We start from the raw sequence: 25920 nt of genomic DNA, 5'->3' as shown, positions 1-25920 counted from the left end.
TCTTGAAACGTACTTTTATTGCGCCAATTCAAGAAGGTGTATTATATTTGAGTCAATAAGTTTATAGTAATCCTCAAAACATTCAATTTTTAATGGCATTTGATTTTTTAGTTCCTGTTGATGATAAATTAGTAGCATCTTGTAAATTACTTCCGGCACAAGCATTAGGGAATAAAATTCATAAGCACACACAGCGAAATGGGTTGCCCGTGCTCGCTAATGCTTCCTTTGCAATTATTGGAGTCAATGAATCTAGAAATGCCTTTGAAAAGAAATCCGAAGACCTAGAGTTGTTTGAAGTTCGTCGTCAACTTTATAAATTGATGATTGGTAACTGGGATAGTACCATAGTAGATTTAGGAGATATTAACCAGGGAGAAGCCGTTGCAGATACCTATTTTGTTGTCAAAGAAATTGTAGCAGGGCTTCTTGAAGAAGATGTAATCGCCATAATCATTGGTGCAACACAAGATATTACCTATCCTGCATATAGAGCTTTTGATGGTTTACGGAGTATGGTAAACTTAGTGGCGGTAGATAGTCGTTTTGATTTTGGAGATGCTGATGAGCTTATTTCATCACACTCTTATATGAGTAAGATTATAACAGATAAGCCAAACAATCTATTTAATTTTTCTAATATAGGCTATCAAAGTTATTTTTGCGCGCAAGAAGAAATAGATTTAATGGAACATCTTTTCTTTGATGCTTATCGTTTAGGAGAAATCTCAGCTAACATTACATTAGCAGAGCCTATATTACGTAATGCCAATATTGTGAGCGTAGATTTACGCGCAATTAAAGCTAGTGAAATCTCTATGTCTGAGAATTTTTCACCCAATGGTTTTAATGGAAAAGAAATTTGTGCAATTGCTCGTTATGCAGGTATTAGTGATAAGGTAACTATTTTTGGAGTCTATGAAGGAGAAAATACACCACAGTCTTATCAGCTTACAGCACAAATTATTTGGTATTTTATTGAAGGTCATAATTATAGAGTGAAGGAATCTCCTTTTGTGAAAAGTGAGGACTTTACAAAGTTTATAGTGCCTACGGATGATGAAGATTTAATATTTCATAAAAGTAATCTTACGAATAGATGGTGGGTAGAGGTGCCAACAATTTTAACGGCACATAATAAATCAAATATACCAGCGTTATTATCTTGCATGGAGCAGGACTATTTTGATGCTTGCAATCAAATTATTCCTGAGCGATGGTTTAAAGCTTATAAAAAGGGCTTTAATTAAAATAAAAAAAAGTAAAGGATAATACACATTGACACAATATTTTAATTAAAACGTAGTTTTAGAGAATAATAAAAGTGTTTTTAATTTACAGTCTTAATCGAAATTTAACCTAAGTATGAAGAAGCTATTGTTATCATCTATAGCGTTTGTTGTTTTACTCAGCAGTTGTGGGTCTAAAACAAAAGGAGAACTAGTTGGAGTCCAAGGAAAAAAATGGTATCCAGAAAAGCCTCATGGTATGGAATTGATCCCTCAGGGATCCTATATTATGGGGAAGAGTGAAGAAGATCAGGCTAAAGTTCTCAACGCGCCAACCAAAACAGTTACTGTACGCTCTTTCTATATGGACGACACAGAAATTACGAACAGCGAATACCGACAATTTGTTGAGTGGGTACGAGACTCTATCGTAAGAACTAAACTGGCTATCCTAGCAGATGAATTAGGTTTAGGTCCAGATGATGGAGGCATTGGTGACTATGCATTTAAAGATGCAGATACCACTAAGTTATCATCTTATGACAAGTATATGCTTGATAATTACTCAGGAATGGGTGATACCGGATATGAAGGTAGAGGGTTAAACCTTGATCAAGATTTAGTTTGGGATACTTCGGAATACCCAGATGAATACTATGTTGAGGTAATGGACAAATTATATATTTCTGAAGAGGAAGCTTATAATGGAGAACGTACTATAGACGTTACACAATTGAAGTATAAATATTCTTGGATGGATATTGAAGCTGCTGCACGTGCAAAGGGTAAAGGCAGTAGAAAAGACTTCATTAAACAAGAAGAATTAGAAATATATCCTGATACAACAGTTTGGATTAGAGATTTTGAATACTCGTATAACGAACCAATGCATAACGATTACTTTTGGCATGATGCCTACAGTGAATACCCTGTAGTAGGAGTGAGTTGGAAGCAAGCTAAAGCGTTTTGTAACTGGAGAACTAAGCTTAAGAACGATGATCAAAAATCTAAAGGAGCTCAGTTTGTAAATCAATTTAGATTGCCAACAGAAGCAGAATGGGAATATGCTGCAAGAGGTGGTATTGAAAGTGGGACATACCCATGGGGTGGTCCATATGTTATAAGCGACACAGGTTGTTTTATGGCAAACTTTAAACCGCAGCGAGGAGATTATGCAGCAGATACAGCTTTGTATACAGTAGAAGCAAAATCTTTTGAGCCTAATGATTATAACTTATATAACATGGCGGGTAACGTATCTGAATGGACAGATTCTAGTTATGATCCTAACTCTTACGAGTATGTTTCAACAATGAACCCAAATGCTGGTTCATCACAAAATGCAAGAAAAGTTATCCGTGGAGGATCTTGGAAAGATGTTGCTTATTTCCTACAGGTAAGTACCAGAGATTACGAATACCAAGATTCAGCACGTAGTTATATCGGATTTAGAACAGTACAAGATTACATGGGCGTTGAAGAAAACAAACCCTTAAATAAGTAATACAAGTTTATACATAAAGTCGAATTAAATTAAACCAAATCGTTATTATTAACATTAACCTGAAATTAAATTAAAATTATGGCACAGTCAAAAGCAACAAAGAAATTATTTAACATGGCCTATGGGCTTGGAGCATCAATCGTTATTATAGGTGCATTATTCAAAATTTTACACTGGGAATTAGGACCATTGAATGGTGGTATTCTACTTGCAATCGGTCTTATTACAGAGGCGCTTATTTTTGCCATTAGTGCATTTGAGCCTTTAGATGACGAATATGATTGGGCATTAGTGTATCCTGAATTAGTAGGTGGTGAAGGTGTTGCAAAAGCAAATAGTGTTGCTGCTGAAGTACAAGAATCAGAAGCTTCTTTATCTAAAAAATTAGATGATTTATTAAAAGAAGCTGGTGTAGATGCAAGCTTAATGGAAAGCTTAGGAACTAGCATTAGAAATTTTGAAGGTGCTGCTAAAGGTATCGCTCCTACAGTAGATGCTATGGAATCTACTCGTAAGTATTCTGATGAAATGGTGCAAGCTGCTTCTCAAATGGAATCATTAAATAGTTTATATAAAGTACAGTTAGAAAGTGCTAGCAAACAAGCTTCAATCAATGAAGAAGTTGTTCAGAACTCTACTGCTTTAAAAGATCAAATGGCATCGTTATCTACAAACTTATCGTCTCTTAACGGAGTATACGGAGGTATGTTATCTGCAATGACAAGAAACTAATTAGTTTTAGTAATAATCAAACCCCAAAAATTAACTAAAATTTAATTAGAAAAAAACATGGCAGGAGGAAAACAGTCACCACGTCAGAAAATGGTTAACTTAATGTACTTAGTGTTCATTTGTATGTTAGCCCTGAATATGAGTAAAGAAGTTCTAGCGGCATTCGGTCTTATGAATGAGAAGATGGAAGTTTCTAACCAGAAAACATCAGATAATAATTTAGCATTCTTAGAAGGTCTTGAAACAAAGGCTTCGGAAGATGCAGCTAAATATGCTGAAGATTTCAAAAAAGCACAAACAGTACAAAAATTATCTCAAGAGTATTATGATTATTTAGAAGCTCTTAAAGAAGGTATGACTAAAGGTGTTGAAGATCCAAAAGATTACCAAGTAATGGATAAATCTGACTTTTTAGATCAAAAATTCTTCGCAGGAGATAATTTAGCAGCAGGCGGTAAAGAATTCATGAAAAAAATTGAAGACTACCGTACTAAAGTTTCTGTATTAGTGCCAGCGAAATTAAAATCATCGGTTATTGCTAGATTTGAAACTGGTGATGCTAATGGTAAAGTAGAAAAGAAAGATAAAACAAAGCAAGATTGGTTAAATTACCATTATGAAGGCTTTCCTTTAATTGCTTCTTTAACTAAAATCACAGCGTTACAAGCTGATATTAAGTCAACAGAAGAAGATGCTTTAAAATCTATGTTAGAAGGTAACTTAACAGATCAAGTTTCTTTAACAAACTTTAAAACTTCTCTTTTCGGATCTAAATCTGCTTTTTATGCTGGAGAAAAATATGATGGTAAAATTATCATTAGTAAAACAGATAACTCTTCTACACCTGTTAGAGCAGAATTAACTCTTGATGGTAAAAAGTTGACAGCGGATACAGATTACAAGCTTGAAGCTGGAGGCGTTAAAATGTTAATTAATACTGGTAATCCTGGAGATCACGTAGTTGCAGGTACAATTTTCTTTATGCAAGATGGTACGGAAGTTCCTGTAGAAGTAAATAATTCATTCGCAACAATTTCTAAGCCAAATGCGGCATTAATTGCAGCAGACAAAATGAATGTTGTGTATCGTGGTGTTGCTAACCCAATGACCATCTCTATACCAGGTATTCCTGATAACAAAGTTAATGCTTCTGCTCCTGGATTATCTAAGAGATCTGGTAGTCAATATGTGATGAATCCTAGTACTGGTAGAGAAGTAACTATTATGGCTTCTGGTGTGTTACCAGATGGTTCAAGAATAAATACACCAGCTAAATTCAGAATTAAAGATATTCCAAGACCTAATGGATCTATTAGAGGAGAAACTAACTCAGCTAAAATGCCTAGAACGAACTTAGAAATATCTACTGTTGGTGCATTATTAGAAGATTTCGATTTCGATTTAAATCTTGCTGTAAGTGGGTTCAAATTTAAAGTTCCAGGTCAGCCTACTGTAGTAGTTAGAGGTAACAAATTAAATGGTGCTGCTAAATCTGCTTTGAAAAGAGCTGGTCGTGGAGATGCTGTTCAGATATTTGATATTGAAGCTTATATAACAAATAACAAGTCTTACAGGTTGAAAAAAGTATCACCAGTAGTGGTTGAACTTACAAACTAGTAATAAAATTTATTGAAAAGCGTTATAAGTTTATAAGGACGTAGTTTTTAAACAACTTATAACGAATTTCAGTAAAGGTGTAAAAACAAATAAATTTTTAAAAATGAATTGGAAAAATGTTTTATTAATTGGTGCGGTAACTTTATTACCAATATCAATGGTGGCTCAGGCAAATATATTAAATGCCAAAAAACCCGAAGAGATAGGTAAGAAAACTGAAGCTCAAATAGAGATTGATAATGACGCTCCTCTGCAATATGGTTATGTTGATGATAGAGATATTCTATGGTCAAAAACAGTATGGGAAGTTATTGATTTAGATGAGAGAGTTAACTTTCCGTTATACTATCCAGTTGATACTGTAGATATTGGTTCTGATAGAAGATCTTTGTATGATGTTTTAATTAAAAACATTAAAAACGGTAAAATTAAAGATATCTACGCAGATTCTTATTTTACTGAAAAAAGAGAATTCTCAGACTTACAAGCTACCATGCAAAAAGTTGATACGACCGATTATGGTTACGAGCAATATAATGCAGGTGAGCAAGTGTCTCCAGAATACGTTAACAGAAGAGATTTAGCAGCAGCAGATTTAGAAGAGTATTTAATTAAAGGTATTTGGTATTTTGATAAACGTCAAGGTGAATTAAAATACAGACTTTTAGGTATTGCTCCAAGAGCTCCAGATGTTAACTTTATCGATGATGAATCTATGGATCAAGAAGAGAATAAGGTTGCGTTATTTTGGGTATGGTACCCAAGTGCAAGGCAAATTCTTCATGAAGCCAAAGTATTTAATCAAAGAAACTCTGCGCAACCTATATCTTTTGATATGTTGTTAAATGCAAGAAGATTTAATGCTACAATTTATAAAGAAGATAATGTATATGGTGATCGTGCCATTAAAGATTATATTTCTGATAACTCTTTATTCCAATTGCTAGAATCTAATCGTATTAAAGAAACAATTAGAGATAAGGAACAGGATATGTGGAGTTACTAATTTAAAAATTCCAATTCAATATAAAACAAGAAAGTCTTAGCCATTGGTTAAGGCTTTTTTTTATGCCAATTAGCTACCTTTGCGCTATGATAGATTATTTAATCGTAGGCCTTGGGCTGGCGGGTATTTCATTTTGCGAACAACTAGAAGAACATAAGCGTAGCTACCGGGTCATCGCAGATAAATCGCAAACATCGTCCGTTGTTGCAGGTGGTATGTATAACCCTGTAATTTTAAAACGTTTTACCTTGGCTTGGAATGCAAAAGAACAATTAGAAAAGGCATTGCCTTTCTATGATAAATTATCAGAAAAGCTTCAAGTTCAATTAGATTTTAAAGTTCCGGTATTGCGAAGATTTGCATCTATAGAGGAACAAAACATGTGGTTTGAGGCTTCAGATAAACCACAGCTTAATTATTTTTTATCTACTAAAATTCAAAAAAACGAAAATAAAAGTATTGATGCTCCTTTTGGTTATGGAGAAGTACTCCATACCGGAAGAATAGCAACTAAGGTATTATTGGTAAATTATGAAAAGTATCTTCTCAAGAATGAATTATTAACGCAAGAAACTTTTGATTACGCTTGTCTTGAACTAAAAGAAGATCATGTTGTGTATAAGGGTGTACCTGCTAGGAGAGTTATCTTCGCTACAGGTTTTGGCATGCAAGACAATCCATTTTTTAATTATCTACCATTAAATGGTACCAAAGGGGAGTTGCTCACCATAAAAGCTCCAGAACTAAAAGAAGAAAAAGTGATAAAATCTTCGGTTTTTGTTATTCCTATGGGTGCCGATCTGTATAGGGTGGGGGCAACGTATAAATGGAAGGATAAAACCAATTTGCCTACAGAAGAATCTAAGCTTGAGCTTTTAGAGAAACTAAATACTTTTTTAAACTGTGACTATGAGGTAGTAGACCATGTTGCGGGAATAAGGCCAACGGTTGCAGACCGAAGACCTTTAGTTGGGCAACACCCAACTGAGACAAAATTATTTATTTTAAATGGTTTTGGGTCTAGAGGGGTATTGATTGGCCCAACAGCAGCAGCATCTTTATATCAATTTATAGAGCACAATGAGGCTATAGATTCTGAGATGGATATCTCTCGTTTTACTAAAAAATATTACAAAAAAAAATAGTATAACTACGGGGATACCTTTTTAGTGTACTTTTCAACGGCCTTGGGATCATAACTAATAAACATATTGATCCAAATATTACGGGATAAACGCATAATAATAGGCATGAATACAATTAGAGTACCTGTAATCGCAAAAAAACTAGTTTTTAAACCAGTACCAATAAATAAAAATGTAATAACAAAAGCTGCTACAGCAAAAGCAATTCCAACCGCATAACTTACATACATTGCACCATAAAAAAAAGAAGGTTCTATTTTATATTTAGTACCACAATGGGAACAACGCTCGTGCATTTTGAAAATTTTGGTCAGATGAAACGGGTTTTTGTCCATATACATGCTTTCATTTTGGCATTTGGGACAAGTTCCTGTTAAAATACTGTAGAGTTTGTTTCCTTTTTTTAACATTTGCAAAAGTTTTAGCAAAAATAAGATTTTAGGGAGTCTTCTTATGTAACTAAAGTCACAAAAAACTAACAAAGAAAAATAAAAACTATAAATGCTTAATATTCATAATCTTTCTGTTTCATTCGCTGGCGAATATTTATTTGAGGAAATTTCATTTCGATTAAATACTGGTGATAGAGTTGGCCTAATTGGTAAAAACGGGGCAGGAAAATCTACCTTATTAAAACTGTTGTCTAAAGAAATGCAACCAGATACTGGTATTATCGCTTCAGATAAAGAAGTTCGTATTGGTTTTTTAAAGCAAGATTTAGATTTTGAACAAGGGAGAACAGTTTTAGAAGAAGCCTATCAAGCATTTGAAGAAATTATAGCCTTAGAAAAGCAATTGGAGTATACCAATCAGCAATTGGCAGAACGTACCGATTACGAAAGTGATGGGTATACCAAGCTTATTGAGGATTTGAGTGATATTACCCATCATTATGAGATTCTAGGGGGATATAACTACCAAGGCGAAACAGAAAAAATATTACAAGGCTTAGGTTTTAAGCGAGAAGATTTTAATAAACATACCGATACATTTTCTGGTGGATGGCGTATGCGTATCGAGTTGGCAAAATTATTACTTCAAAATAACGATGTTTTGCTTTTAGATGAGCCTACCAACCACTTAGATATTGAGTCTATTATTTGGCTAGAACAATTTTTAAGAGGTAGTTCAAGTGCCGTGGCCATTGTATCGCATGATAAAATGTTCTTAGATAATGTTACCAACAGAACTATAGAGATTTCTTTAGGAAGGATTTACGATTATAATAAGCCGTATTCAGAGTTTTTAGTGCTTCGTAAAGAAATACAAGAACAACAATTAAGTGCACAAAGAAATCAGGAAAAGCAAATACAACAGACGGAGAAGTTAATTGAGAAGTTTAGAGCTAAGGCCTCTAAAGCAACAATGGCACAATCTTTAATAAAAAAATTAGATAAGCTAGACCGTATTGAAGTAGATGAGGATGATAATAGTGTGATGAATTTAAAATTTCCAATCTCTGTTGTTCCAGGAAGGGTTGTGATAGAAATTGAAGATTTATCAAAGCACTATGGTGAAAAAGAAGTGCTTAATAATATCGATTTACTCATAGAGCGTGATATTAAAACAGCTTTCGTTGGGCAAAACGGACAAGGGAAATCAACTTTAGCTAAAATTATTGTTGGAGATCTTGAGCATCAAGGGCATCTTAAACTAGGGCATAATGTGCAAATAGGGTATTTCGCTCAAAATCAGGCAGAATATTTAGATGGGAACAAAACTATTCTAAATACTATGATTGATGCAGCTAATGAAACCAATAGGAGTAAGGTTCGTGATATCTTGGGTTCTTTTCTCTTTAGAGGTGATGAGGTTGATAAATATGTGAAAGTGTTATCAGGAGGTGAAAGAAACCGCTTAGCGCTTGCTAAAATGTTATTACAGCCTTTTAATGTGTTGGTGATGGATGAGCCGACCAACCACTTAGATATAAAATCTAAAAATGTTTTAAAGCAAGCCCTTCAGAGTTTTGAAGGAACTCTAATTCTAGTTTCGCACGATAGAGATTTTTTACAAGGACTTACGAGTAATGTGTATGAGTTTAAAGATGGTGCTATTAAAGAGTATTTAGGTGATATAGATTTTTACTTAGAACAGCGAAAGGTTGAAGATTTTAGAGAAATTGAAAAAAAGCAGGTCAAAGTTTCTAAAAAGGAAAAAAAGACCGTAAAAAAAGAAGTGAGCTATGAAGATCAAAAAAAGCTTAAATCACTTAACAATAAACTAAGTACTGTTGAAAGTAATATTTCGAAATTAGAAAAGGAAATAAAACAAATAGACAAAGACTTAGTAAACCACTATGATGCTACTATTGCAAAACCAGATTTCTTTAATTCTTACGAGAAAAAGAAGAAGACATTAAAAGAATTAATGGAGCAGTGGGAAGACATTACCATAAAATTAGAAGAATTTTCTTAAAGTATACATGCAGCTTAACTTCCATTTACTACACATTATCGTGTTTTCACAACGTAAATGGAAGATTTATATGTCGTTCATCGAATTCTTAGGCGGTGTATGACATAATATCCTAAATTTGTAGGAGTATTCTTATAGTTGTTACGAGAATACGTTTTTAAATCTAACGTATGACCATAAAAATTTGGAGATCCTTATTGGTAATTTTGTTTTTTACAACGGCAGCATTTGCCATTCCTAAAGCAGAAAAAAAAGCACTTATAGATTTATATGAAAGTACCAATGGTGAGCATTGGAAAGTTTCTTGGGATTTGTCTAAAAACGTATCCAAATGGTCTGGTGTACTTATAGAGAATAATCATGTAACTGCGATTACGTTATTTAATAACAATCTATCGGGAAGTCTTCCAGCGAGTATAGGAAATTTTCAAAACTTAAGAATACTAAATTTAGCTTTTAACAATGTAGAGGGGAGTTTGCCTGAAGGGTTGTTTCAACTCACTAATTTAGAAGTGTTGCGATTAGGTAAAAATAAGTTGCAAGGAACTATTTCTAATGAAATAGGAGCGCTGAAAAAATTAGTGCATTTAGATCTCTTCAATAATAACATGTCAGGGAATTTACCTGAAAATATAGGTTCTTTAGAAAATTTAAAAGTAGTATCACTTTCTAATAATCAATTAGAAGGAGAGCTTCCGGTATCTATTAGCAACTTATCAAAATTAGAGCGTTTAGAGCTTTCGGAAAATAAATTAAGGGGAGACATTCCTGAAAATATAAGTACTTTACAAGGCTTAAAAACATTGATAATTGCAGATAATTATTTTTCTAATAAATTTCCGTCCGAAATTTTAAAAATGCAAAACTTAGAAGTATTGCAAATCCAGAAAAATAACTTTGATATAAGGTTTTCTGAAGATATCGCTTCAGTAGAGACAAGCTTGGTGGTTTTTGATTTTGATGGAAATACAAATACATCGTATAATAAAAGAGATTTGAAAGACCTTTATTTAGACTCGAATACGCGTACTGTGAAAACGAAGTTTGAAGATGATGAAGAAAATTAATTAAGTTTAAATATCATAAATATGAAAAGGATGATAAAAACATTTTTGATGATTGCAGGGCTTATAAGCTTTAATTCCTATGCTGAAATTTCTACAGCGGAAAAAGAAGCCTTGATTGATTTGTATACCCAGACTGATGGGGAAGAGTGGAACAATTCATGGGATTTAAACACCCCTGTAAGTACTTGGTATGGGATTACTGTAAAGAATGATAGGGTTGTAAAGCTTAATTTATTTCATAACAATTTGAAAGGAGTTTTACCTTCGAGTATCGGTGAATTGAAAAATTTAATGGTACTAAATTTAGCCTTCAATCAATTGACAGGAGAACTGCCATCTGAAATTAGTGGTTTACAAAACCTCGTGATTTTAAAGCTGGAAATGAATAGATTGAAAGGTTCTTTACCCGAAAATTTAGGAAATATGACTGCTTTGCAAGAATTAACGGCTTTCAATAATTTTTTATCTGGTGAAATACCGAATAGTATTGGAGCATTGAAAATGCTAAAAACATTAAATTTATCTAGTAATAACTTTAAAGGAGCGATACCTTCTTCTTTAGGCAAGTTAGATCAACTAGAATCTCTTGGTTTATTTGAAAATGGTTTAGAGGGTGCGATGCCATCAGAATTAGGGAATTTGGTAAAATTAAAAGAATTAGTATTAGCCAATAATCATTTAAAAGGCGCAATACCTAAAGAAGTAGGGCAATTGGCTAGCTTAGAAATTTTTCAAATACAAAATAATGGATTCGATTCTTTTGAAGACATCAATACTTTTAAAGGAAATAGCCTATTGGTGTTTGATTTTGATGAAGAAAAAATTGAAACCACTATGGATTTCAAAGACATTAAAAAATATACAACAAGAATGGCAGATACCAAATTTGAAGATGATACCGATAATTAGGTTTAATACATTAAGTTATATAAAAGAGGTACTGTATAGTACCTCTTTTTTTATACATTTATCATAAATATATAGATTTTGCGTTATTAGTAGAACGTAACCTATTTTATAAACCATAAATGAAAGGAATTTTACAACCAACCTATCGTTTAAATGTATTGACCAAATCATGAGACCAATAAACAAACAGTTATTATTTGTTTTCTTGTGTTCGTATTGCTTCATCTTGAAAGCACAAATTCCTGAAGATGAAAAGAACGCATTATTATCATTGTTTACCACAACCAAAGGCACTCATTGGAACGTACCATGGAATCTTTCAGAACCAGTAGACTATTGGTATGGAGTAAAAATCAGAGACAATCATGTAGTGTCAATAGAGCTAGGAAGGAATAATTTGTCGGGTTGCCTACCTAAAGAAATTTCAGCATTAGAAAAGCTAGAAGTTTTAAATTTATCATTAAATAACTTGAGTGGTAATTTTCCAAAAGAGATTTTAAGTCTTCGAGAATTAAAGGAAATTAGTCTTGAAATGAATAATTTTAAAAATCAGATCCCTGCTGAATTTGGTTCCTTGCAAAATTTAGAAATTCTCTCTTTATACAATAACGCTTTTATAGGGCCAATTCCAGAGAGTCTTGGTACCATTAAGAGTCTTAAAGTGATAAATCTTTCAGGCAATTATCTAGAAGGCACTATTCCCTTATCATTTGAGGGTTTAAGTAATTTAGAGGTTTTAGGATTGTTTGGTAATAAATTAAGTGGTGTCATCGCGCTAAATTTTAACAAACTTCCCAACTTATATGAACTTACTTTAGCTTATAATAAATTTAATGGCCCTGTTCCTAACGGTTTAGAAGGTTTAGGAGATTTAAAATACTTACAGCTTCAAGGGAATAATTTTAATTCTTTTGAGGGTTTAAGAAATCTGAATAGAGCGCTGTTAATTACGTTAAATACAGATAGTATTGGGTTTCAGAAAGGTGCGGAACTATTAGAAGTAGAACTTGTACCTGTCGTAAATTCTAAAACACAGCTGTTGAAATTAGAATAAGATAAAAAAATAAAGAATTATTATGCGGGATGCTATTATAGCATCCTTTTTTTTTGATATCATTACAAAAGGCTTCTTGGCTGTTTTTTTAAGAAATGTTTAACTAAACATACTTAAACTATTGGATAGTTTTGTCGTCTTATACCATTCCAAGCCACTAATTTAATTATGAGAAAAATAGTATTATCTATTCTAGGCATTGTCCTAATTGCTCTTTCTGTTTTTGCTGCGATAGCATTAGTAAACAATAAAAACGAAAAAAAACCTAAACCTGAAAAAATAATAAAAACAGTTTTTGCTTCAAAAGTTGTTAATGGTACAGTTCCCATTGTAATTTCTGCACACGGTAATGTTGTCGCAAAGAGACGTGTAGAACTTTACGCCGAAGTACAAGGTGTTTTTAAAAGAGGGAGTAAACTTTTTAAAACAGGCGAGAGTTATAAAAGCGGAGAGACAATAATACGTATCGACGCTTCAGAATATAGCGCCACAGTGCAATCAGCAAAAAGTAACTTATATAATCTCTTAACGTCTATAATGCCTGATTTAAGGTTAGACTACCCTGAAATATACAGTAAATGGCAGGCTTATTTAAGTGCGTTTGATATGAACGCAACCGTAGCTGCTTTGCCAGAAATGACAACGGATAAAGAAAAATACTTTATTACAGGGCGGGGAATACTAACGAGCTATTATGATGTTAAAACTCTTGAACAACGTTTAGCTAAATATAGAATCTCAGCTCCTTTCAATGGTATTTTAACCGAGGCACTAGTTAATGAAGGGACGCTCGTGAGAACTGGACAAAAATTGGGAGAGTTTATTAACACGGATGTATATGAGTTAGAAGTTTCCATACCAAAAACGTATAGTGATTTATTAAGAATAGGCGAAACAGTACGTTTAATAAATCTAGATAAGACGGTTGAGTATAATGGAGTTGTAACAAGAATAAATGGAAACGTTGATCAGGCTTCTCAAACTATAAAGGCCTTTATAGAGATAAAAAATAAAGACTTAAAAGAAGGAATGTATTTAGAAGCAAAACTAAATGCGAAAAAGGAAGAAAATGCAATAGAAGTAGATCGAGGCTTACTTTTAGAAAATGATCAAATTTTTGTAATCCATGATAGTATATTAGATGTTATAGATGTAACTCCTATATATTTTTCAGATAGAACAGTTATTTTAAAAAATGTTCCTGAAGGAGAAACTATTGTTTCTAAACCTGTTGTAGGTGCTTACGCGGGAATGCTGGTTAAAAAAATAGATGATAACCAAGCAAAATCAGGGAACTAATGAAAAAAATTATAGCATATTTCATTAAGTACCATGTTGCTGTTTCGGTTTTTCTTTTAGCAATTACAGTATTTGGTATTGTAGGAGTAATGTCCTTAAAGTCGTCATACTTTCCATTAGTAGATTCTAAGATAATATCAATAGCTATTGCTTATCCAGGAGCATCACCTCAAGAAATTGAAGAAGGTATTGTTTTAAAAATTGAAGATAATTTAAAAGGACTCGAAGGAGTTGATAGAGTTACGTCTAAATCTAGTGAGAATAGTGGTTCTATAAGTGTTGAGATTCAAAAAGGTGAGAATATCGATTTTATGCTTTTGGAAGTTAAAAATGCGGTAGATAGAGTCCCATCTTTTCCCACAGGTATGGAACCTTTGGTTGTAGCTAAAAATGAAAATATTAGAGAGACTATTAGTTTTGCGATTAGCGGGGAAAATATTCCGTTAGTAACATTAAAGCAAATAGGAAGGCAAATTGAAAATGATATTAGGGCTATAGAAGGCATTTCTCAGATTGAAGTTTCTGGCTTCCCTGATGAGGAAATAGAAATAGCCGTAAATGAAAATAGTTTATTAGCCTATAGTATTTCATTTAGTGATGTTTCTGCAGCAGTTTCAAATGCAAACATTTTAGTAACGGGTGGAAATATTAAAACCGATACTGAAGAGTTTTTAATTAGAGCCAATAACCGATCATATTATGGTGATGAAATAACTAATTTGATAATTAAGGCGAGTCCTTCTGGCCAGATAATTAGACTAAAAGATGTCGCTATTATTAGAGATCGTTTTGAAGAATCGCCAAATGCATCTTATTATAACGGAAACTTATCGGTATCAGTAGCGATTACGAATACAAATTCTGAAGATTTAACTACGTCGGCAGAAAGGGTTAATGAATATATTGTAGATTTTAATCAGAAATATAATAATGTACACTTAGATGTTATTAGAGATCAATCAATAACTCTAAATCAACGTACGCAACTTCTAATTACCAATGCTTGGCAAGGAATGTTGTTAGTGCTTATTTTCTTGTCTTTATTTTTAAATACACGTTTAGCATTCTGGGTAGCTTTTGGTTTGCCTATATCTTTTTTAGGAATGTTTATTTTTGCAGGATATTTTGATGTCACTATAAATATTCTTTCGCTATTTGGGATGATTATTGTTATTGGTATTTTAGTTGATGACGGAATTGTAATCGCAGAAAATATATACCAACATTACGAAAAAGGGAAATCTCCAATACAAGCTGCTATTGATGGAACTTTGGAAGTAGTCCCGCCTATTGTATCCGCAATTATAACAACACTATTGGCTTTTTCCATGTTTTTGTTTTTAGATGGTAGGATTGGCGATGTCTTTAGTGAAGTCTCCGTGATTGTACTGTTAACATTAGTGGTCTCTTTAGTAGAGGCGTTAATCATTTTACCTGCCCATTTAGCCCATTCTAAAGCATTGCAAACTATTGAAGATAAACCGAAGTCTAAATTAGGTCAGGCTTTTGCAAAATTACGCGTCATTAATCAAGCGGGAGATCGTTTTATGAATTGGATGCGTGATGATTTTTATGCTCCAGTTTTAAAATTTATTTTAAAATATAAGATACTTAGTTTTTCATTCTTTGCTATTGCTTTATCGTTAACAATAGGTTCTGTAGGAGCAGGAATAATTAGAACTGCTTTTTTTCCGAATGTAGCTAGTGATCGTGTTTCAGTGAGTTTAGAAATGCCTAACGGAACTAATGAAGTTATTACAGATTCTATTATAAGCCTTATAGAAAGTAAGGCAAAAATTATAAATGAAGAATTCACAGAAAAGTATTTAAAAGGAACTGATAAGGTTTTGTTTGATAATTTGATTAAAAGAGTAGGTCCGGGAACATCAACTGCTTCATTGGCCATTAATCTTTTACCAGGTGAAGAAAGACCAGATGTGATAAGTTCAGAACTAGTTACCAATAGATTGCAAGAACTGGTAGGTCCCGTAATTGGTGTAGAGAGCTTAATTTATGGCTCAGGTGGTAATTTTGGAGGTGATCCTATCGCAGTTTCTTTATTAAGTAATAATATCGTTGAATTAAAACAGGCTAAAAAAGAATTAAAAGCAGCATTAGAAAATAATGCACTTTTAAAAGATGTTGCCGATAATGATCCAGCAGGTATTAAAGAAATAAAGCTAGAGTTAAAAGAAAATGCGTATTTGTTAGGCTTAGACTTACAAACGGTGATGACTCAGATTAGATCAGGATTCTTTGGTGTGCAAGCACAACGTTTTCAACGTGGAGAAGATGAGATAAGAGTATGGGTGCGTTACGACAGGGAAAACAGATCATCTATTACGGATTTAGATGAAATGAGAATTAATACTCCAGATGGTAGCAGAGTGCCTTTAAAAGAGATTGCTAGTTACATCATTGAACGTGGTGATGTGTCTATAAATCACTTAGAAGGACAAAGAGAAATACAGGTCACTGCAGATCTTAAAAATAGTAAAGAAACAAGTGCTACTGACGTAATGTTAGATATTCAGAATACTATTATGCCTGAGATTCAGTCTAAATACTCTTCTGTATCTGCTTCTTATGAAGGACAAAATAGGGAGGCAAAAAAGTTTTCAGATTCCTTGCGCTTAGTTGGGTTAACGGTATTGGCCTTAATATATATTACGATAGCATTTACGTTCCGTAGTTTTAGTCAGCCGCTAATGCTGTTGTTATTAATTCCGTTTTGTTTGCCAGCAGTTTCTTGGGGGCATTGGATCCATGGTTTTCCTGTAAACATACTTTCATTATTAGGGATTATCGCGTTGATTGGGATTATGGTGAACGATGGACTGGTTCTGATTGGGAAGTTTAATACCAACTTGAAAGAAGGAATGAAGTTTGATGATGCTATTTTTGAGGCGGGGAGGTCGCGTTTTAGAGCTATATTCCTAACATCAATAACAACCATTGCAGGTTTAGCGCCACTTCTTTTAGAAAAAAGTAGACAGGCTCAATTTTTAAAACCAATGGCTATTTCCATAGCTTACGGAATTGCTTTTGCAACAATATTAACATTGCTAATGCTGCCCTTATTTTTAGCCTTTAGCAATAAGCTTAAAGTAACCACAAAATGGTTAATCACGGGGCGTAATATTACTAAGGAAGAGGTAGAAAGAGCCATCAAAGAACAAGAAGAGGAAGAACATTTAAAATAGCGAACAAACTATAAGTAGTAATGAAGAAACTATATATTATATTATTTTTTGGCTTTTATGGTGGACTTTTTGCCCAAGAAAAGCTTTTAACTAGAGAGGAAGCTATGAAGGTGGCTCTTGAAAATAACTTTGGAATAAAAATCGCAGTGAATCAAGTGGCGATTGCAGAGAATAACCAAGGGATATTAAATTCTGGTTACCTACCAACACTTACAGGCACAGCAGATGCTAGTTATAACCGTGATGACTCTACTATTGAGTTTCCAGGGCAATTTAATGATGATAATTCTGTGCGTGAAGATGTGAATATAGATAAAGCGGAAGCGCAGCGTTACAGTTCTGCACTGAATCTAAATTATACTTTGTTCGATGGAATGGGGCGTTTATACAATTACAAGCGTCTTAAAGAACAGTATCAATTAAGTGAATTACAAGCTAGAGAGACTATTGAGAATACTATTCTGCAATTGTTTAGTGTTTATTTTGATGTGGCTAGATTAACAGAGAATAGTAATGTCTTAAAACAAGCTTTGAATATCTCTAAAGACCGAAGTACTAGGGCAGAATATTCTTTTGAATACGGTCAGAATACCAAATTAGATATTTTAAATGCTCAGGTAGATGTGACCAATGATAGTATTGCACTTTTAAATGTGGAACAACAGTTAATTAATGCGAAACGCGATTTGAATGTTGTTCTAAATCAGAAATTAGAAGAGAAATTTCAAGTAGATACTACCCTTATATTTATTCCTTCACTTAAGTTAGAAGCATATTTAGAGCAGTCCATAGAGAACAACGTTTCTTTATTGCAAACGGAAAGAAATCTAAAGATTAATGAATATGATATAAAGGTGAGTAAATCTGGCTATTTACCAACAGTAGGTCTTACGGGTTCTTACGGGTGGAATTTAAACCAGAGTGCAGCGTCAGCCTTCTTTCCAGGAACAAATAATACCACGTACAATTTAGGTCTGGGCGCGAGTTTATCATGGAATTTGTTTGATGGAGGTACAACTACAGTTGCAGTAAGAAATGCGAAGATTACCTATCAAAATCAAGAATTGGTAAAGCAGCAAGTAGCTTTAGAAGTAGAAAGAGATATCCAGAATGCACATACTGTATATAAAAATTTACTAAATATTTATAAAATTCAAGGGCAGGCTGTAATAACCAATGAAAATAATTTTGCGCGCTCCAAAGAACAGTTTCAGTTGGGAAGAATCACCTCGATAGAATTTAGACAGGCTCAAATTAACTTATTGAATGCGGAGACCAATAAAAATTTAGCAAAATACGATGCTAAATTAGCAGAGTTGCAGCTTTTACAATTGACGGGGCAGCTTTTAAATATAAGTTTCTAAGATGTTCGAGCATTTTTTTCAATGTCCGTATTGTTGGGAAGAAATCTCCATGTTATTAGATACATCGGTAAGGCAACAGACCTACATAGAAGATTGTGAAGTTTGTTGCAATCCAATAGAGCTCACGCCTGAATTTCAGGACCATGAGCTCGTAGGGTTTTCTGCAAATGATATTGAACAGTAGTGCTTATGCTACTGTATCTAAGGCTTGTCCAATTAAGGTTTCGCCTTCTAGTATTTCAAATGTTTTATTATTGGCCACGTCATCGTGTAAGGCACGAACTAGTGTTTGTGCTACATCATCTCTACTAATACTTCCTTCTTGAGATAAATGTTCCGAGAGCGCTATTTTGCCTATGCCTTTATTGTCTGTAAGGCTCCCTGGGCGTACAATCGCAAAATTTAAGCCGCTATCTTTTAGGTAGACATCAGCATTGTGTTTTGCTTTTAGGTAGTCTTTTAATTTTTCAGCTTTTTCTGGTTGATCAGCGCCCATAGAACTTAGCATCACAAACTTCTTTACGTTGCTTGCTTTTGAAGCGTCTACAAGTTTCTTAGCGCCCTCTTGATCTACTTCAACCACTTTTTTACCACCAGATCCAGCCGCAAATATTACTTTATCAATGTTTTGAGTGCTATTGCTTATATCTTGTTCTAAATCGCCTAATAACACTTCTATGTTTTTAGCTTTAAATTGTTGCATCTGAGATTCTTTGCGAACCATGGCAATAGGATTAAAGTATTGAGATTGTTGTAGTAAGTCAACTATTTTTTTTCCAGTGGTACCATTGGCTCCAGCTACTAATATATTTTCCATAACGTTATTTTAGAAGGTAAAATTACGGGATATATGGAAAGAAGACTGCCGTAAACAAATACTTGTTTAATGCATTTAAGAGAATATAATAGTTTAGAATTAAGCTAATTTGGCTTTGCTTGCTTTCGTAATAAAAGAAAGTTCTTTCTTAATCTTATGATTTTTATCTAAGTAAATACCTGCAGTTGAAGTTTTGTAAGTAGTGAATGTTACTACTGTTTTGGTAACCGTAGTTGCTTTAACATCTTTTATTTGACCGTCGTTAGCTTGAGCGCTTAATCCGATACATATAAATACTAAAGTTGTTAAAATAGATTTCATTTCATTCGATTTGGGATTACAAGAACGTGATTATGTATGCTTTAGGTAGTTATCCTTCGGTTAAAGGGTCATTTTTTCGGTCACTGACAAAATGATAGATGAAGCGTATAAAATGCTCGTTAACTGACATTTGGCTCAAAAACTCTTTATCGAGAGAATGCGTCGTTAATCGGGAGCTTTAGATTTCGTTTACTACTAAGAAATTTTTCTATTCTTTTTTAGAACTAAAAAAGCAACTATTACGTTTATCATGTATCTAGTAGAAAACTAAATAAAAGTAAGAAGTAGTACGATGAAGAATTTATTTAATTTATGTTTAGAAGTTATCGATGGTAATCCTATTGTATTTATAGTATTAAGTGCTATAGTGGCACTAGTGCTATTGTATATAGAAATTAAAAATAATTACGGGAAAAGAACAATCAATAAGGAATTATAAGTAAAACGTGTAATTACAATATGATATGCAGGTTCTAAACATTTTGTTTGGAACCTTTTTTTATGCCTTCACATTTTTTTGCTTTTGGTAATGCTTGAAGAGGTTGATCCAAATATTTCTAGATAAACGTAGTATTATAGGTAACATAAGAAACATGACAGCGCAAATGATAAAAAAGCTAGGTACTATAGCGATATTAAATACAAAGTAAGAGAGTACAAATGCAATTGTGGCAAAGCCTATACCTACAGGGTAACTCACATACATCGCTCCAAAGAAAAACGAGGGCTCCATTTTGTACTTTGTATGACAATGGCTGCAACGTTCATGCATTTTTAGGGTAGACATCACTTTAAATGGGTTCGCTTCTATATACATGCTTTCTTCTTGGCACACAGGGCAACTGCCCGTTAAGATGCTATATACTTTTGTTACTTTTAGAATCGTCATAGTAGTTATAATTTTTATGATAATAAAAAAGACATTTAAATTAATTACCGGTTAGTAACTTGTACCTCCTTATTACTTCGCAAAATTAGTATATTTATCTTCTCTTTGAGATTAGTAAAAGCGCATATATTAGCACAAAAAAGACATTGTAATGAAAACGTATCCTGTTTATGATATTCAGAATTTTAAGCGGAATTTAATTCATGAAGATCTTTACATCAATACCTTTAGCAATCATTTAATTAATAATAGCTTTATAGAGCGCTCACATGGGCATAATTTTTATCTGCTCGTACTTTTTACCAAAGGTTCCGGAATTCATAAAATAGATTTTAATACGTTTACCATTAATCCAGGATGTATATATCTTATCCAACCGGGTCAAGTGCATAGTTGGAAGTTGTCTAAGGACATAGAAGGCTATATCTTATTTTACACAAAGGATTTGTATAATCTGTATTTTGGAGCCAAGAGGGTAGAGGAGTATCCTTTTTATCAAGCCTCAAAAAATATTTCGGAGGTACGTTTAAACGAACCCGAACTGTTTTCTCTTGAAGTCTATTTTAAGCTTTTAATCAAGGAAAATCTAGCATCGAATACCCGGAAATTAGATAAGCTTTTAAATCTAATTGATATTATCCATATTGAAATTTCCCGAAAGCATTTACAGGAGAACAACGTAGATTTACATTCTTACAATCAGAAACTAGAACAATTTAATACGCTTTTAGATCAGTATTATAATACAGAAAAGGCGCCTTCTTTTTATGCTTCTAAAATGAATATAAGCCTAAAGCATTTAAATAGAATTTGTAAATATGTTTTAGATAAAACCGTGACTATTCTTATTGCTGAGAAAGTGGTTATAGAAAGCAAACGTATGTTAACTTTTAGTACCAAGTCTGTTGGAGAGATAGCCCAAGAGCTAGGCTTTGAAAATTATTCTTATTTCTCAAGACTATTTAAAAAATACACCCAAACCGTTCCTTCAAAATTTAGAGCACGCCTTAGATCAGAAAGCTAGTGGAATTATTTTGCTTCTATTGTTCACGGGGAATAATGCATATAGTAGCACTATACTCTATAACATGCTGATTTATAAATTGATTAATAAAGAGTGACGTATAAGTTTTAAAACCCAAAGTTGAAGTTACTTGGCTTAGTGCGGTAAATATAATAAGAAGCAATAGCAGTGAAGATGAGGTATTCTTGAATCTAAGTCAAAGGCAACAAAAATCATATAGATTGACCGATTTTTGCTATTTGCAACCTCGCTCCAGTACTTTTTAGAAGTACGATACGCATCATTTTTTAAGAATTGAGACACTTATCTAGCAACAAGATGAAGGGGTAGCAGACGGTAAAAGCACAATTTCAGTACTTATATAAGTCCCAAGCTAGACGCTACATACACTAAATGCGTGGTATTTGTCGCATTAAAATAGTCTTTTAATTTACTGATGTTGGCTTCAATAGAGCGCACACTATTTGGACTTATTCCTTGTTCTTTAAGTTGTGTGCTTATTTCATGCTGGGTATATCCTTTGGCTAAATATGCTAAGAGTTGCTGTTCGTAGGCATCTAAGGCTAAAACATTTTTTTGCTGTAGCACTGCAGTAGCTACAGGGCACGTGTATTGCTCATTGAGAATGATGGCCTCTATACTATTTTGAAGCTCACTAAGGCCATTTAAGCCCTTACATACATAGGCATCAATTTGTTGGTCGGAGAATAAGGTAGTGATGGTATGGTGATCGTCTTCCACAGAAAAAACAATCACTTTTAAAGTAGGCTGTATGACTTTTATCGCGGTAATGAGCTCTTGTCCGTTTTGGATGTTTTTCTTAGTCCTAGGGTTTTCAAAAGACAAATCGCTAATCAGAAGATCATAAGGAGTCCCATCTTTTAGTGCCTTTTTGAGTTTTAGAAGCGCATCATCACAATATTGAGAATGGCCAATTTGGGCATAGCCCATATTTTGGAGGGTCGTAGTAACCCCTAAGTTATTACTGTCTATATCTTCAGAAACAAAAATTCTATCCAATTGCATATCCTTTTATTAAATAGCAAACGTCAGGGTTACGGTAACCCCTTCCTTTGGTTTGGATTCGAAATTAATACTTCCTTTTATACTAGCTATGCGGTTTTCCACATTCTTGAGTCCATTTCCTGAAATTTTTTCATTTATATCAAATCCTACCCCATTATCTACATACTTTATTAATATCTCTTTGGCATTTTTTACACAGGTAATTGCTACAAAAGTAGCTTCACTATGTTTTTTCATATTTACGAGTAGTTCTTGCAATACTCTATAGAGTTCAATTTTTGTTTTAGGGGCTATATCATCCCAAAAACTCAGGGGTAATTCTTTGGTGATTAATTTTGTGCTGGCAGAACTGTAGGAATTTAGAAGTGCAAAAAATTCTTTTCCAAAATTTTTCCCGGTATCAATCGCTGTAAATTCTTTAGAAATATCTCTTACTCTTTGGTAAATACTATCTAATCCATTTAAAATGAGAGCATTTTTAGTATCGGTAGGAGCGGGTGTGTCTTGTTGTACCTGCGTCATTAAATAGAAAATATCATTTCCTAATTCATCATGTAATTTTTTAGATAGGCGTAGCTCCGTTTTGTATGACATTTCTAGCTGCTCTTTTTGTTTTTGATGGTTTTTGTAATAGATCACAAAACCAATAACACCTAAAAGAAATACGGCAGCAGCCAGCGCCAAAATTTTTTGTTTTTCTTTGATTGCTACTTGCGTTAGCAGCTTAAGATTTTCCTTCTCTAAGGCATCGTTATCATATTTGGTGGCCGCATAGATGGCGCGAATAGTTTGTCTAGATTTTTCTAGTTGATTTTGTAGTTGGGAATAGGTAATTGCTTCGTTAGAAATAGCTTGGCGCAAATCTCTTTTTAAAGGCAGAATTAGATCTAGAGCTTCTAGACTAGCTACCGGATTATTTAATTTTTCAGAGTACGTATAGGCTTGTTGCGCATACCGCAAAGCTTTAGCTTTTTTAGTATCAAAATAAAACTCGGCTAAATGAATGTAGCTAGAGAACAAGCCGCTAGCGGTATTCAAAGAAGTCCGGATTCTTAAAGATTCTAAAAGCAGCGTTTCACTTTCGGGGTTATTGGCATCTTCTAGCCATTTAAAATGGCCCATATTGCAAATAGCTCTAGAAAATTCAAAGAGGTTTTTACCCGTTGTTTCTTGGGCAATGCTATCTAAAATATGAATGCTTGCGCTGTATTCTTTTTTTTCGGCTAGGATATTAGCTCTGGTAATAGTAATGATATGAATACTAGAGGGTAAAATTTCTGCCTTTGGGTTATTTTTTAGGATGTTAAAAGCTTTTGTATTCCAACGGAGGGCCTCTTGGGGGTGTCCCAATTCTTTTTGAGCCACGGCAATGGTTTGGTAAAGTCCAATCGTAGATTCTAGCTCCTCAGTATTTTCTAAATATTTTAATCCGTCAATGGCTGTGATCATTGCACCCGTATAATCACCTAAGCTTTTTTGAATGTTTGCCATACCCAGTAGACGTTCTCCTGCAACGACGGTATCTTTTAAGGCTAAATTATACGTGTAAGACTTATCATAATAAAAATAGGAAGAATCTACCTGGTTTAATTTGTCAAAATAAAAGGCTTGGCGGAAATAGGCATTATCAATTGTGCTGGAGTCGGACTTTAGCTTCGCTTCGTGGAGCAATTTTTTAGAATAAATAATAGCGTTTGAATATTCTTTCTTTTTGACAAAAGCGCTTATTTTTTTTTTGATTTGCTTCAGGGAATCAATAGTATTCTCAATAGGAGGAGTAGTACTGTTTTTATTTTCAAATTTTAAAAAATCAATGGCAAAAACAGATGAATAGCAAGCGAGAAAGAGGGTAATAAAGGAAAGTAGTAGAAACTTGTTATTCATCCTTCGAAAATACAAAAAGAGTTTACACAAAAGGAGCCTATTTTAACTTGGAAATAAATAATTATCATTCTTAACTTTCTCAGCATTCTTAAGCGCTATCATTTTATCCTGTAGATTTTATACTAACTCGGTTTTGTTTTCGTTTTTTCTCTTCATGGCATGATTTAAATGTTCTCACGGAAGAAAAACGTGAGGAATAGGTATGCTACTATTTTTTTAACCAAAGAAAAATCAAAACAAACAAAACCAATTAAAACAATTATGAGAAAAACAAATTACATTTTAGGCCTTTTTTGCGGATCAATTTTAGCGGTTAGTTGTTCAAGTGATTCAGTAAGTGAAGAATTTGATGAAGCTAATGGCGACGTGGTACAAAAGTTAATTAAAACAGTTGCATTAACTTCAGGAGAAACTGGTGAAGATGAGGGTATGTTAGAATTTTCTTATACGGCAGACGGAGCGTTAAGTAGCGTGTCTAATGGCGAAGGTTCTAGTGACTTTCTTTACGATGGTGATGAATTGACGAATGTTACAGGTGATGAAGACACTAGCCTATCTATTGAAAAACTTTATGAATCTCCTTATGATGCTTTTGAAACAGGAAATGTATTAGAGTATGATGCAAATGGAAATCCTAAAATCATTGAATTTTTTGAAGAGGAATATGATTGGGAGACTGATTCGTACCTTTCTTATGTGTATACTGCTGAGGTAACCTACGATGAGGCTCAAAATCCTTTTTTCTATACCTTAGAAGCAGGCGGAATTATTGATGTTTTAGATGGTGTACAATTAAATTTTAGTATGAATCCTCAAGCTACTGAGATCATAAAAGCAAGAATGCTTTTTCCAGTAAATAACCTTTCTAAAATTGTGTACAAAAATGAAGAAGGAGAGATAGAATATACGATGACTGCAAATTATGTGTATGATGCAGATAACTATGCAACTTCAGGAGTTATTTCTTCTGCCGCAAATGGAGAGGTTGATGGTTCGTTTACGGTTCAATTTACCTATGTAGAATAATTTATACTAAAAAAATAATACTAGAAAAGAGCTGTGTGATTGTATCATGCAGCTCTTTTTTTATGAAAATATACAAGCAGGACGAAATACAATCGATTTCATCCTGCTTTCCTACTTAGTTTGTTACGTCCTAGTTAGGGATACCGGTTAATTATCACCATCCTCTTCTTCTGCATCCGGATCTTTTACAATAACCCCATCATCACCTTCTGTGGCGTTGAGGTTTTCATAGACCGTATCTTGGTCTGCAGTAGTTGTAGCATCACAAGAAATTAAAGATAGGTTGGCACTTAGTATTACGATTAATAAAGTTATTTTTTTCATGTTATGAGTTTTAAAAATTTGACATAAGGGTGGCTGTTCGGAGTATTCCGAATGTTATTTGC

Annotated in this window: 23 protein-coding genes; 16 read left to right on the top strand and 7 right to left on the bottom strand. The window is 33.5% G+C overall.

The genetic code is table 11. From position 1 onward, the window contains the following. The first annotated feature begins 92 nt into the window (after window positions 1–92). The 6 genes from GQR94_RS05010 (at window position 93) to GQR94_RS04985 (ending at window position 7233) form a co-directional block, all read left to right on the top strand. Complete coding sequence (locus GQR94_RS05010) at window positions 93–1250, top strand: formimidoylglutamase (RefSeq protein ID WP_158974443.1); 1158 nt, start codon at window positions 93–95, stop codon at window positions 1248–1250. Window positions 1251–1365: 115 nt separating this feature from the next. Further along, on the top strand, window positions 1366–2733 hold the full coding sequence (gene gldK / locus GQR94_RS05005) for a gliding motility lipoprotein GldK (RefSeq protein WP_158974442.1): 1368 nt from the start codon (window positions 1366–1368) through the stop codon (window positions 2731–2733). A 78-nt stretch (window positions 2734–2811) separates the two neighbouring features. Then, entirely contained in the window at window positions 2812–3465 is a 654-nt protein-coding gene (gene gldL, locus GQR94_RS05000) for a gliding motility protein GldL (RefSeq protein ID WP_158974441.1), read from the top strand. 57 nt (window positions 3466–3522) lie between these two features. Then, complete coding sequence (gene gldM, locus GQR94_RS04995) at window positions 3523–5082, top strand: gliding motility protein GldM (RefSeq protein WP_158974440.1); 1560 nt, start codon at window positions 3523–3525, stop codon at window positions 5080–5082. Window positions 5083–5185: 103 nt separating this feature from the next. Then, entirely contained in the window at window positions 5186–6088 is a 903-nt protein-coding gene (gene gldN / locus GQR94_RS04990) for a gliding motility protein GldN (protein WP_158974439.1), read from the top strand. A gap of 86 nt (window positions 6089–6174) precedes the next feature. Then, complete coding sequence (locus GQR94_RS04985) at window positions 6175–7233, top strand: FAD-binding oxidoreductase (protein WP_199271537.1); 1059 nt, start codon at window positions 6175–6177, stop codon at window positions 7231–7233. Window positions 7234–7238: 5 nt separating this feature from the next. Here GQR94_RS04985 and GQR94_RS04980 read toward each other — a convergent pair whose 3' ends face one another. After that, window positions 7239–7643, bottom strand: coding sequence for a DUF983 domain-containing protein (locus tag GQR94_RS04980; protein ID WP_158974437.1), 405 nt, complete (start codon window positions 7641–7643; stop codon window positions 7239–7241). A gap of 91 nt (window positions 7644–7734) precedes the next feature. On the opposite strand from GQR94_RS04980, the gene GQR94_RS04975 reads away from it, so the two are divergent. The 8 genes from GQR94_RS04975 (at window position 7735) to GQR94_RS04940 (ending at window position 18731) form a co-directional block, all read left to right on the top strand. After that, complete coding sequence (locus GQR94_RS04975; RefSeq protein ID WP_158974436.1) at window positions 7735–9651, top strand: ABC-F family ATP-binding cassette domain-containing protein; 1917 nt, start codon at window positions 7735–7737, stop codon at window positions 9649–9651. A 170-nt stretch (window positions 9652–9821) separates the two neighbouring features. After that, on the top strand, window positions 9822–10718 hold the full coding sequence (locus tag GQR94_RS04970) for a hypothetical protein (RefSeq protein ID WP_158974435.1): 897 nt from the start codon (window positions 9822–9824) through the stop codon (window positions 10716–10718). Between the two features lie 30 nt (window positions 10719–10748). Further along, entirely contained in the window at window positions 10749–11627 is an 879-nt protein-coding gene (locus tag GQR94_RS04965; RefSeq protein ID WP_370458273.1) for a hypothetical protein, read from the top strand. A 169-nt stretch (window positions 11628–11796) separates the two neighbouring features. Further along, entirely contained in the window at window positions 11797–12681 is an 885-nt protein-coding gene (locus tag GQR94_RS04960; protein WP_158974433.1) for a hypothetical protein, read from the top strand. 168 nt (window positions 12682–12849) lie between these two features. Next, complete coding sequence (locus GQR94_RS04955) at window positions 12850–13980, top strand: efflux RND transporter periplasmic adaptor subunit (protein ID WP_158974432.1); 1131 nt, start codon at window positions 12850–12852, stop codon at window positions 13978–13980. After that, on the top strand, window positions 13980–17183 hold the full coding sequence (locus GQR94_RS04950) for an efflux RND transporter permease subunit (RefSeq protein ID WP_158974431.1): 3204 nt from the start codon (window positions 13980–13982) through the stop codon (window positions 17181–17183). Before GQR94_RS04955 ends, GQR94_RS04950 begins: the two co-directional genes overlap by 1 nt. 20 nt (window positions 17184–17203) lie before the next feature. Beyond that, window positions 17204–18547: a TolC family protein gene (locus tag GQR94_RS04945; protein ID WP_158974430.1), complete on the top strand. Its 1344-nt coding sequence runs from the start codon at window positions 17204–17206 to the stop codon at window positions 18545–18547. A gap of 1 nt (window position 18548) precedes the next feature. Then, the gene (locus tag GQR94_RS04940) at window positions 18549–18731 is read left to right on the top strand and encodes a CPXCG motif-containing cysteine-rich protein (protein ID WP_158974429.1); all 183 of its coding nucleotides are present in this window, start codon (window positions 18549–18551) and stop codon (window positions 18729–18731) included. A gap of 3 nt (window positions 18732–18734) precedes the next feature. On the opposite strand, the gene GQR94_RS04935 is transcribed toward GQR94_RS04940, so the two are convergent. From GQR94_RS04935 to GQR94_RS04925, 3 genes are all read right to left on the bottom strand, one after another. Further along, a complete protein-coding gene (locus GQR94_RS04935) occupies window positions 18735–19364 on the bottom strand; it encodes an SDR family oxidoreductase (protein WP_158974428.1) in 630 nt (209 codons plus the stop codon). Between the two features lie 99 nt (window positions 19365–19463). Further along, window positions 19464–19685 carry a hypothetical protein gene (locus tag GQR94_RS04930; protein ID WP_158974427.1) on the bottom strand — a complete coding sequence of 74 codons (222 nt, stop codon included), beginning with the start codon at window positions 19683–19685 and terminating at the stop codon, window positions 19464–19466. Between the two features lie 499 nt (window positions 19686–20184). Further along, window positions 20185–20574, bottom strand: a complete 390-nt coding sequence (locus GQR94_RS04925) for a DUF983 domain-containing protein (protein WP_158974426.1) — start codon at window positions 20572–20574, stop codon at window positions 20185–20187. Window positions 20575–20725: 151 nt separating this feature from the next. Here GQR94_RS04925 and GQR94_RS04920 point away from each other — a divergent pair, with 151 nt between their 5' ends. Beyond that, window positions 20726–21598, top strand: a complete 873-nt coding sequence (locus GQR94_RS04920; RefSeq protein WP_158974425.1) for a helix-turn-helix transcriptional regulator — start codon at window positions 20726–20728, stop codon at window positions 21596–21598. A gap of 357 nt (window positions 21599–21955) precedes the next feature. Here GQR94_RS04920 and GQR94_RS04915 read toward each other — a convergent pair whose 3' ends face one another. Both GQR94_RS04915 and GQR94_RS04910 read right to left on the bottom strand, forming a co-directional pair. Beyond that, the gene (locus tag GQR94_RS04915; protein WP_158974424.1) at window positions 21956–22618 is read right to left on the bottom strand and encodes a response regulator; all 663 of its coding nucleotides are present in this window, start codon (window positions 22616–22618) and stop codon (window positions 21956–21958) included. A 15-nt stretch (window positions 22619–22633) separates the two neighbouring features. Next, window positions 22634–24508 carry a sensor histidine kinase gene (locus GQR94_RS04910; protein ID WP_158974423.1) on the bottom strand — a complete coding sequence of 625 codons (1875 nt, stop codon included), beginning with the start codon at window positions 24506–24508 and terminating at the stop codon, window positions 22634–22636. A gap of 261 nt (window positions 24509–24769) precedes the next feature. Between GQR94_RS04910 and GQR94_RS04905 the strand changes: the two genes are divergently transcribed. Continuing rightward, window positions 24770–25534, top strand: a complete 765-nt coding sequence (locus GQR94_RS04905) for a hypothetical protein (RefSeq protein WP_158974422.1) — start codon at window positions 24770–24772, stop codon at window positions 25532–25534. 147 nt (window positions 25535–25681) lie between these two features. Here GQR94_RS04905 and GQR94_RS04900 read toward each other — a convergent pair whose 3' ends face one another. Continuing rightward, on the bottom strand, window positions 25682–25858 hold the full coding sequence (locus GQR94_RS04900) for a hypothetical protein (RefSeq protein ID WP_158974421.1): 177 nt from the start codon (window positions 25856–25858) through the stop codon (window positions 25682–25684). Window positions 25859–25920 lie beyond the last annotated feature (62 nt).

The sequence above is a fragment of the Cellulophaga sp. L1A9 genome (assembly GCF_009797025.1).
In the GTDB taxonomy this organism is placed as follows: Bacteria; Bacteroidota; Bacteroidia; order Flavobacteriales; family Flavobacteriaceae; genus Cellulophaga.
Note: the sequence above shows the minus strand (reverse complement) of the source record. Positions and strands in the feature narration are given on the sequence as shown.

What these genes read in the sequence shown, in the direction of transcription:
- GQR94_RS04970 (WP_158974435.1), top strand. Translation starts at nt 9,822, where the DNA reads ATGACCATAAAAATTTGGAGATCCTTATTGGTAATTTTGTTTTTTACA.
- gldL (WP_158974441.1), top strand. Translation starts at nt 2,812, where the DNA reads ATGGCACAGTCAAAAGCAACAAAGAAATTATTTAACATGGCCTATGGG.
- GQR94_RS04930 (WP_158974427.1), bottom strand. Translation starts at nt 19,685, where the DNA reads ATGAAATCTATTTTAACAACTTTAGTATTTATATGTATCGGATTAAGC.
- GQR94_RS04975 (WP_158974436.1), top strand. Translation starts at nt 7,735, where the DNA reads ATGCTTAATATTCATAATCTTTCTGTTTCATTCGCTGGCGAATATTTA.
- GQR94_RS04965 (WP_370458273.1), top strand. Translation starts at nt 10,749, where the DNA reads ATGATAAAAACATTTTTGATGATTGCAGGGCTTATAAGCTTTAATTCC.
- gldM (WP_158974440.1), top strand. Translation starts at nt 3,523, where the DNA reads ATGGCAGGAGGAAAACAGTCACCACGTCAGAAAATGGTTAACTTAATG.
- GQR94_RS04980 (WP_158974437.1), bottom strand. Translation starts at nt 7,643, where the DNA reads ATGTTAAAAAAAGGAAACAAACTCTACAGTATTTTAACAGGAACTTGT.
- GQR94_RS04900 (WP_158974421.1), bottom strand. Translation starts at nt 25,858, where the DNA reads ATGAAAAAAATAACTTTATTAATCGTAATACTAAGTGCCAACCTATCT.
- gldN (WP_158974439.1), top strand. Translation starts at nt 5,186, where the DNA reads ATGAATTGGAAAAATGTTTTATTAATTGGTGCGGTAACTTTATTACCA.
- GQR94_RS04910 (WP_158974423.1), bottom strand. Translation starts at nt 24,508, where the DNA reads ATGAATAACAAGTTTCTACTACTTTCCTTTATTACCCTCTTTCTCGCT.
- GQR94_RS04945 (WP_158974430.1), top strand. Translation starts at nt 17,204, where the DNA reads ATGAAGAAACTATATATTATATTATTTTTTGGCTTTTATGGTGGACTT.
- GQR94_RS04950 (WP_158974431.1), top strand. Translation starts at nt 13,980, where the DNA reads ATGAAAAAAATTATAGCATATTTCATTAAGTACCATGTTGCTGTTTCG.
- GQR94_RS05010 (WP_158974443.1), top strand. Translation starts at nt 93, where the DNA reads ATGGCATTTGATTTTTTAGTTCCTGTTGATGATAAATTAGTAGCATCT.
- GQR94_RS04925 (WP_158974426.1), bottom strand. Translation starts at nt 20,574, where the DNA reads ATGACGATTCTAAAAGTAACAAAAGTATATAGCATCTTAACGGGCAGT.
- GQR94_RS04935 (WP_158974428.1), bottom strand. Translation starts at nt 19,364, where the DNA reads ATGGAAAATATATTAGTAGCTGGAGCCAATGGTACCACTGGAAAAAAA.
- gldK (WP_158974442.1), top strand. Translation starts at nt 1,366, where the DNA reads ATGAAGAAGCTATTGTTATCATCTATAGCGTTTGTTGTTTTACTCAGC.
- GQR94_RS04940 (WP_158974429.1), top strand. Translation starts at nt 18,549, where the DNA reads ATGTTCGAGCATTTTTTTCAATGTCCGTATTGTTGGGAAGAAATCTCC.
- GQR94_RS04905 (WP_158974422.1), top strand. Translation starts at nt 24,770, where the DNA reads ATGAGAAAAACAAATTACATTTTAGGCCTTTTTTGCGGATCAATTTTA.
- GQR94_RS04955 (WP_158974432.1), top strand. Translation starts at nt 12,850, where the DNA reads ATGAGAAAAATAGTATTATCTATTCTAGGCATTGTCCTAATTGCTCTT.
- GQR94_RS04920 (WP_158974425.1), top strand. Translation starts at nt 20,726, where the DNA reads ATGAAAACGTATCCTGTTTATGATATTCAGAATTTTAAGCGGAATTTA.
- GQR94_RS04960 (WP_158974433.1), top strand. Translation starts at nt 11,797, where the DNA reads ATGAGACCAATAAACAAACAGTTATTATTTGTTTTCTTGTGTTCGTAT.
- GQR94_RS04985 (WP_199271537.1), top strand. Translation starts at nt 6,175, where the DNA reads ATGATAGATTATTTAATCGTAGGCCTTGGGCTGGCGGGTATTTCATTT.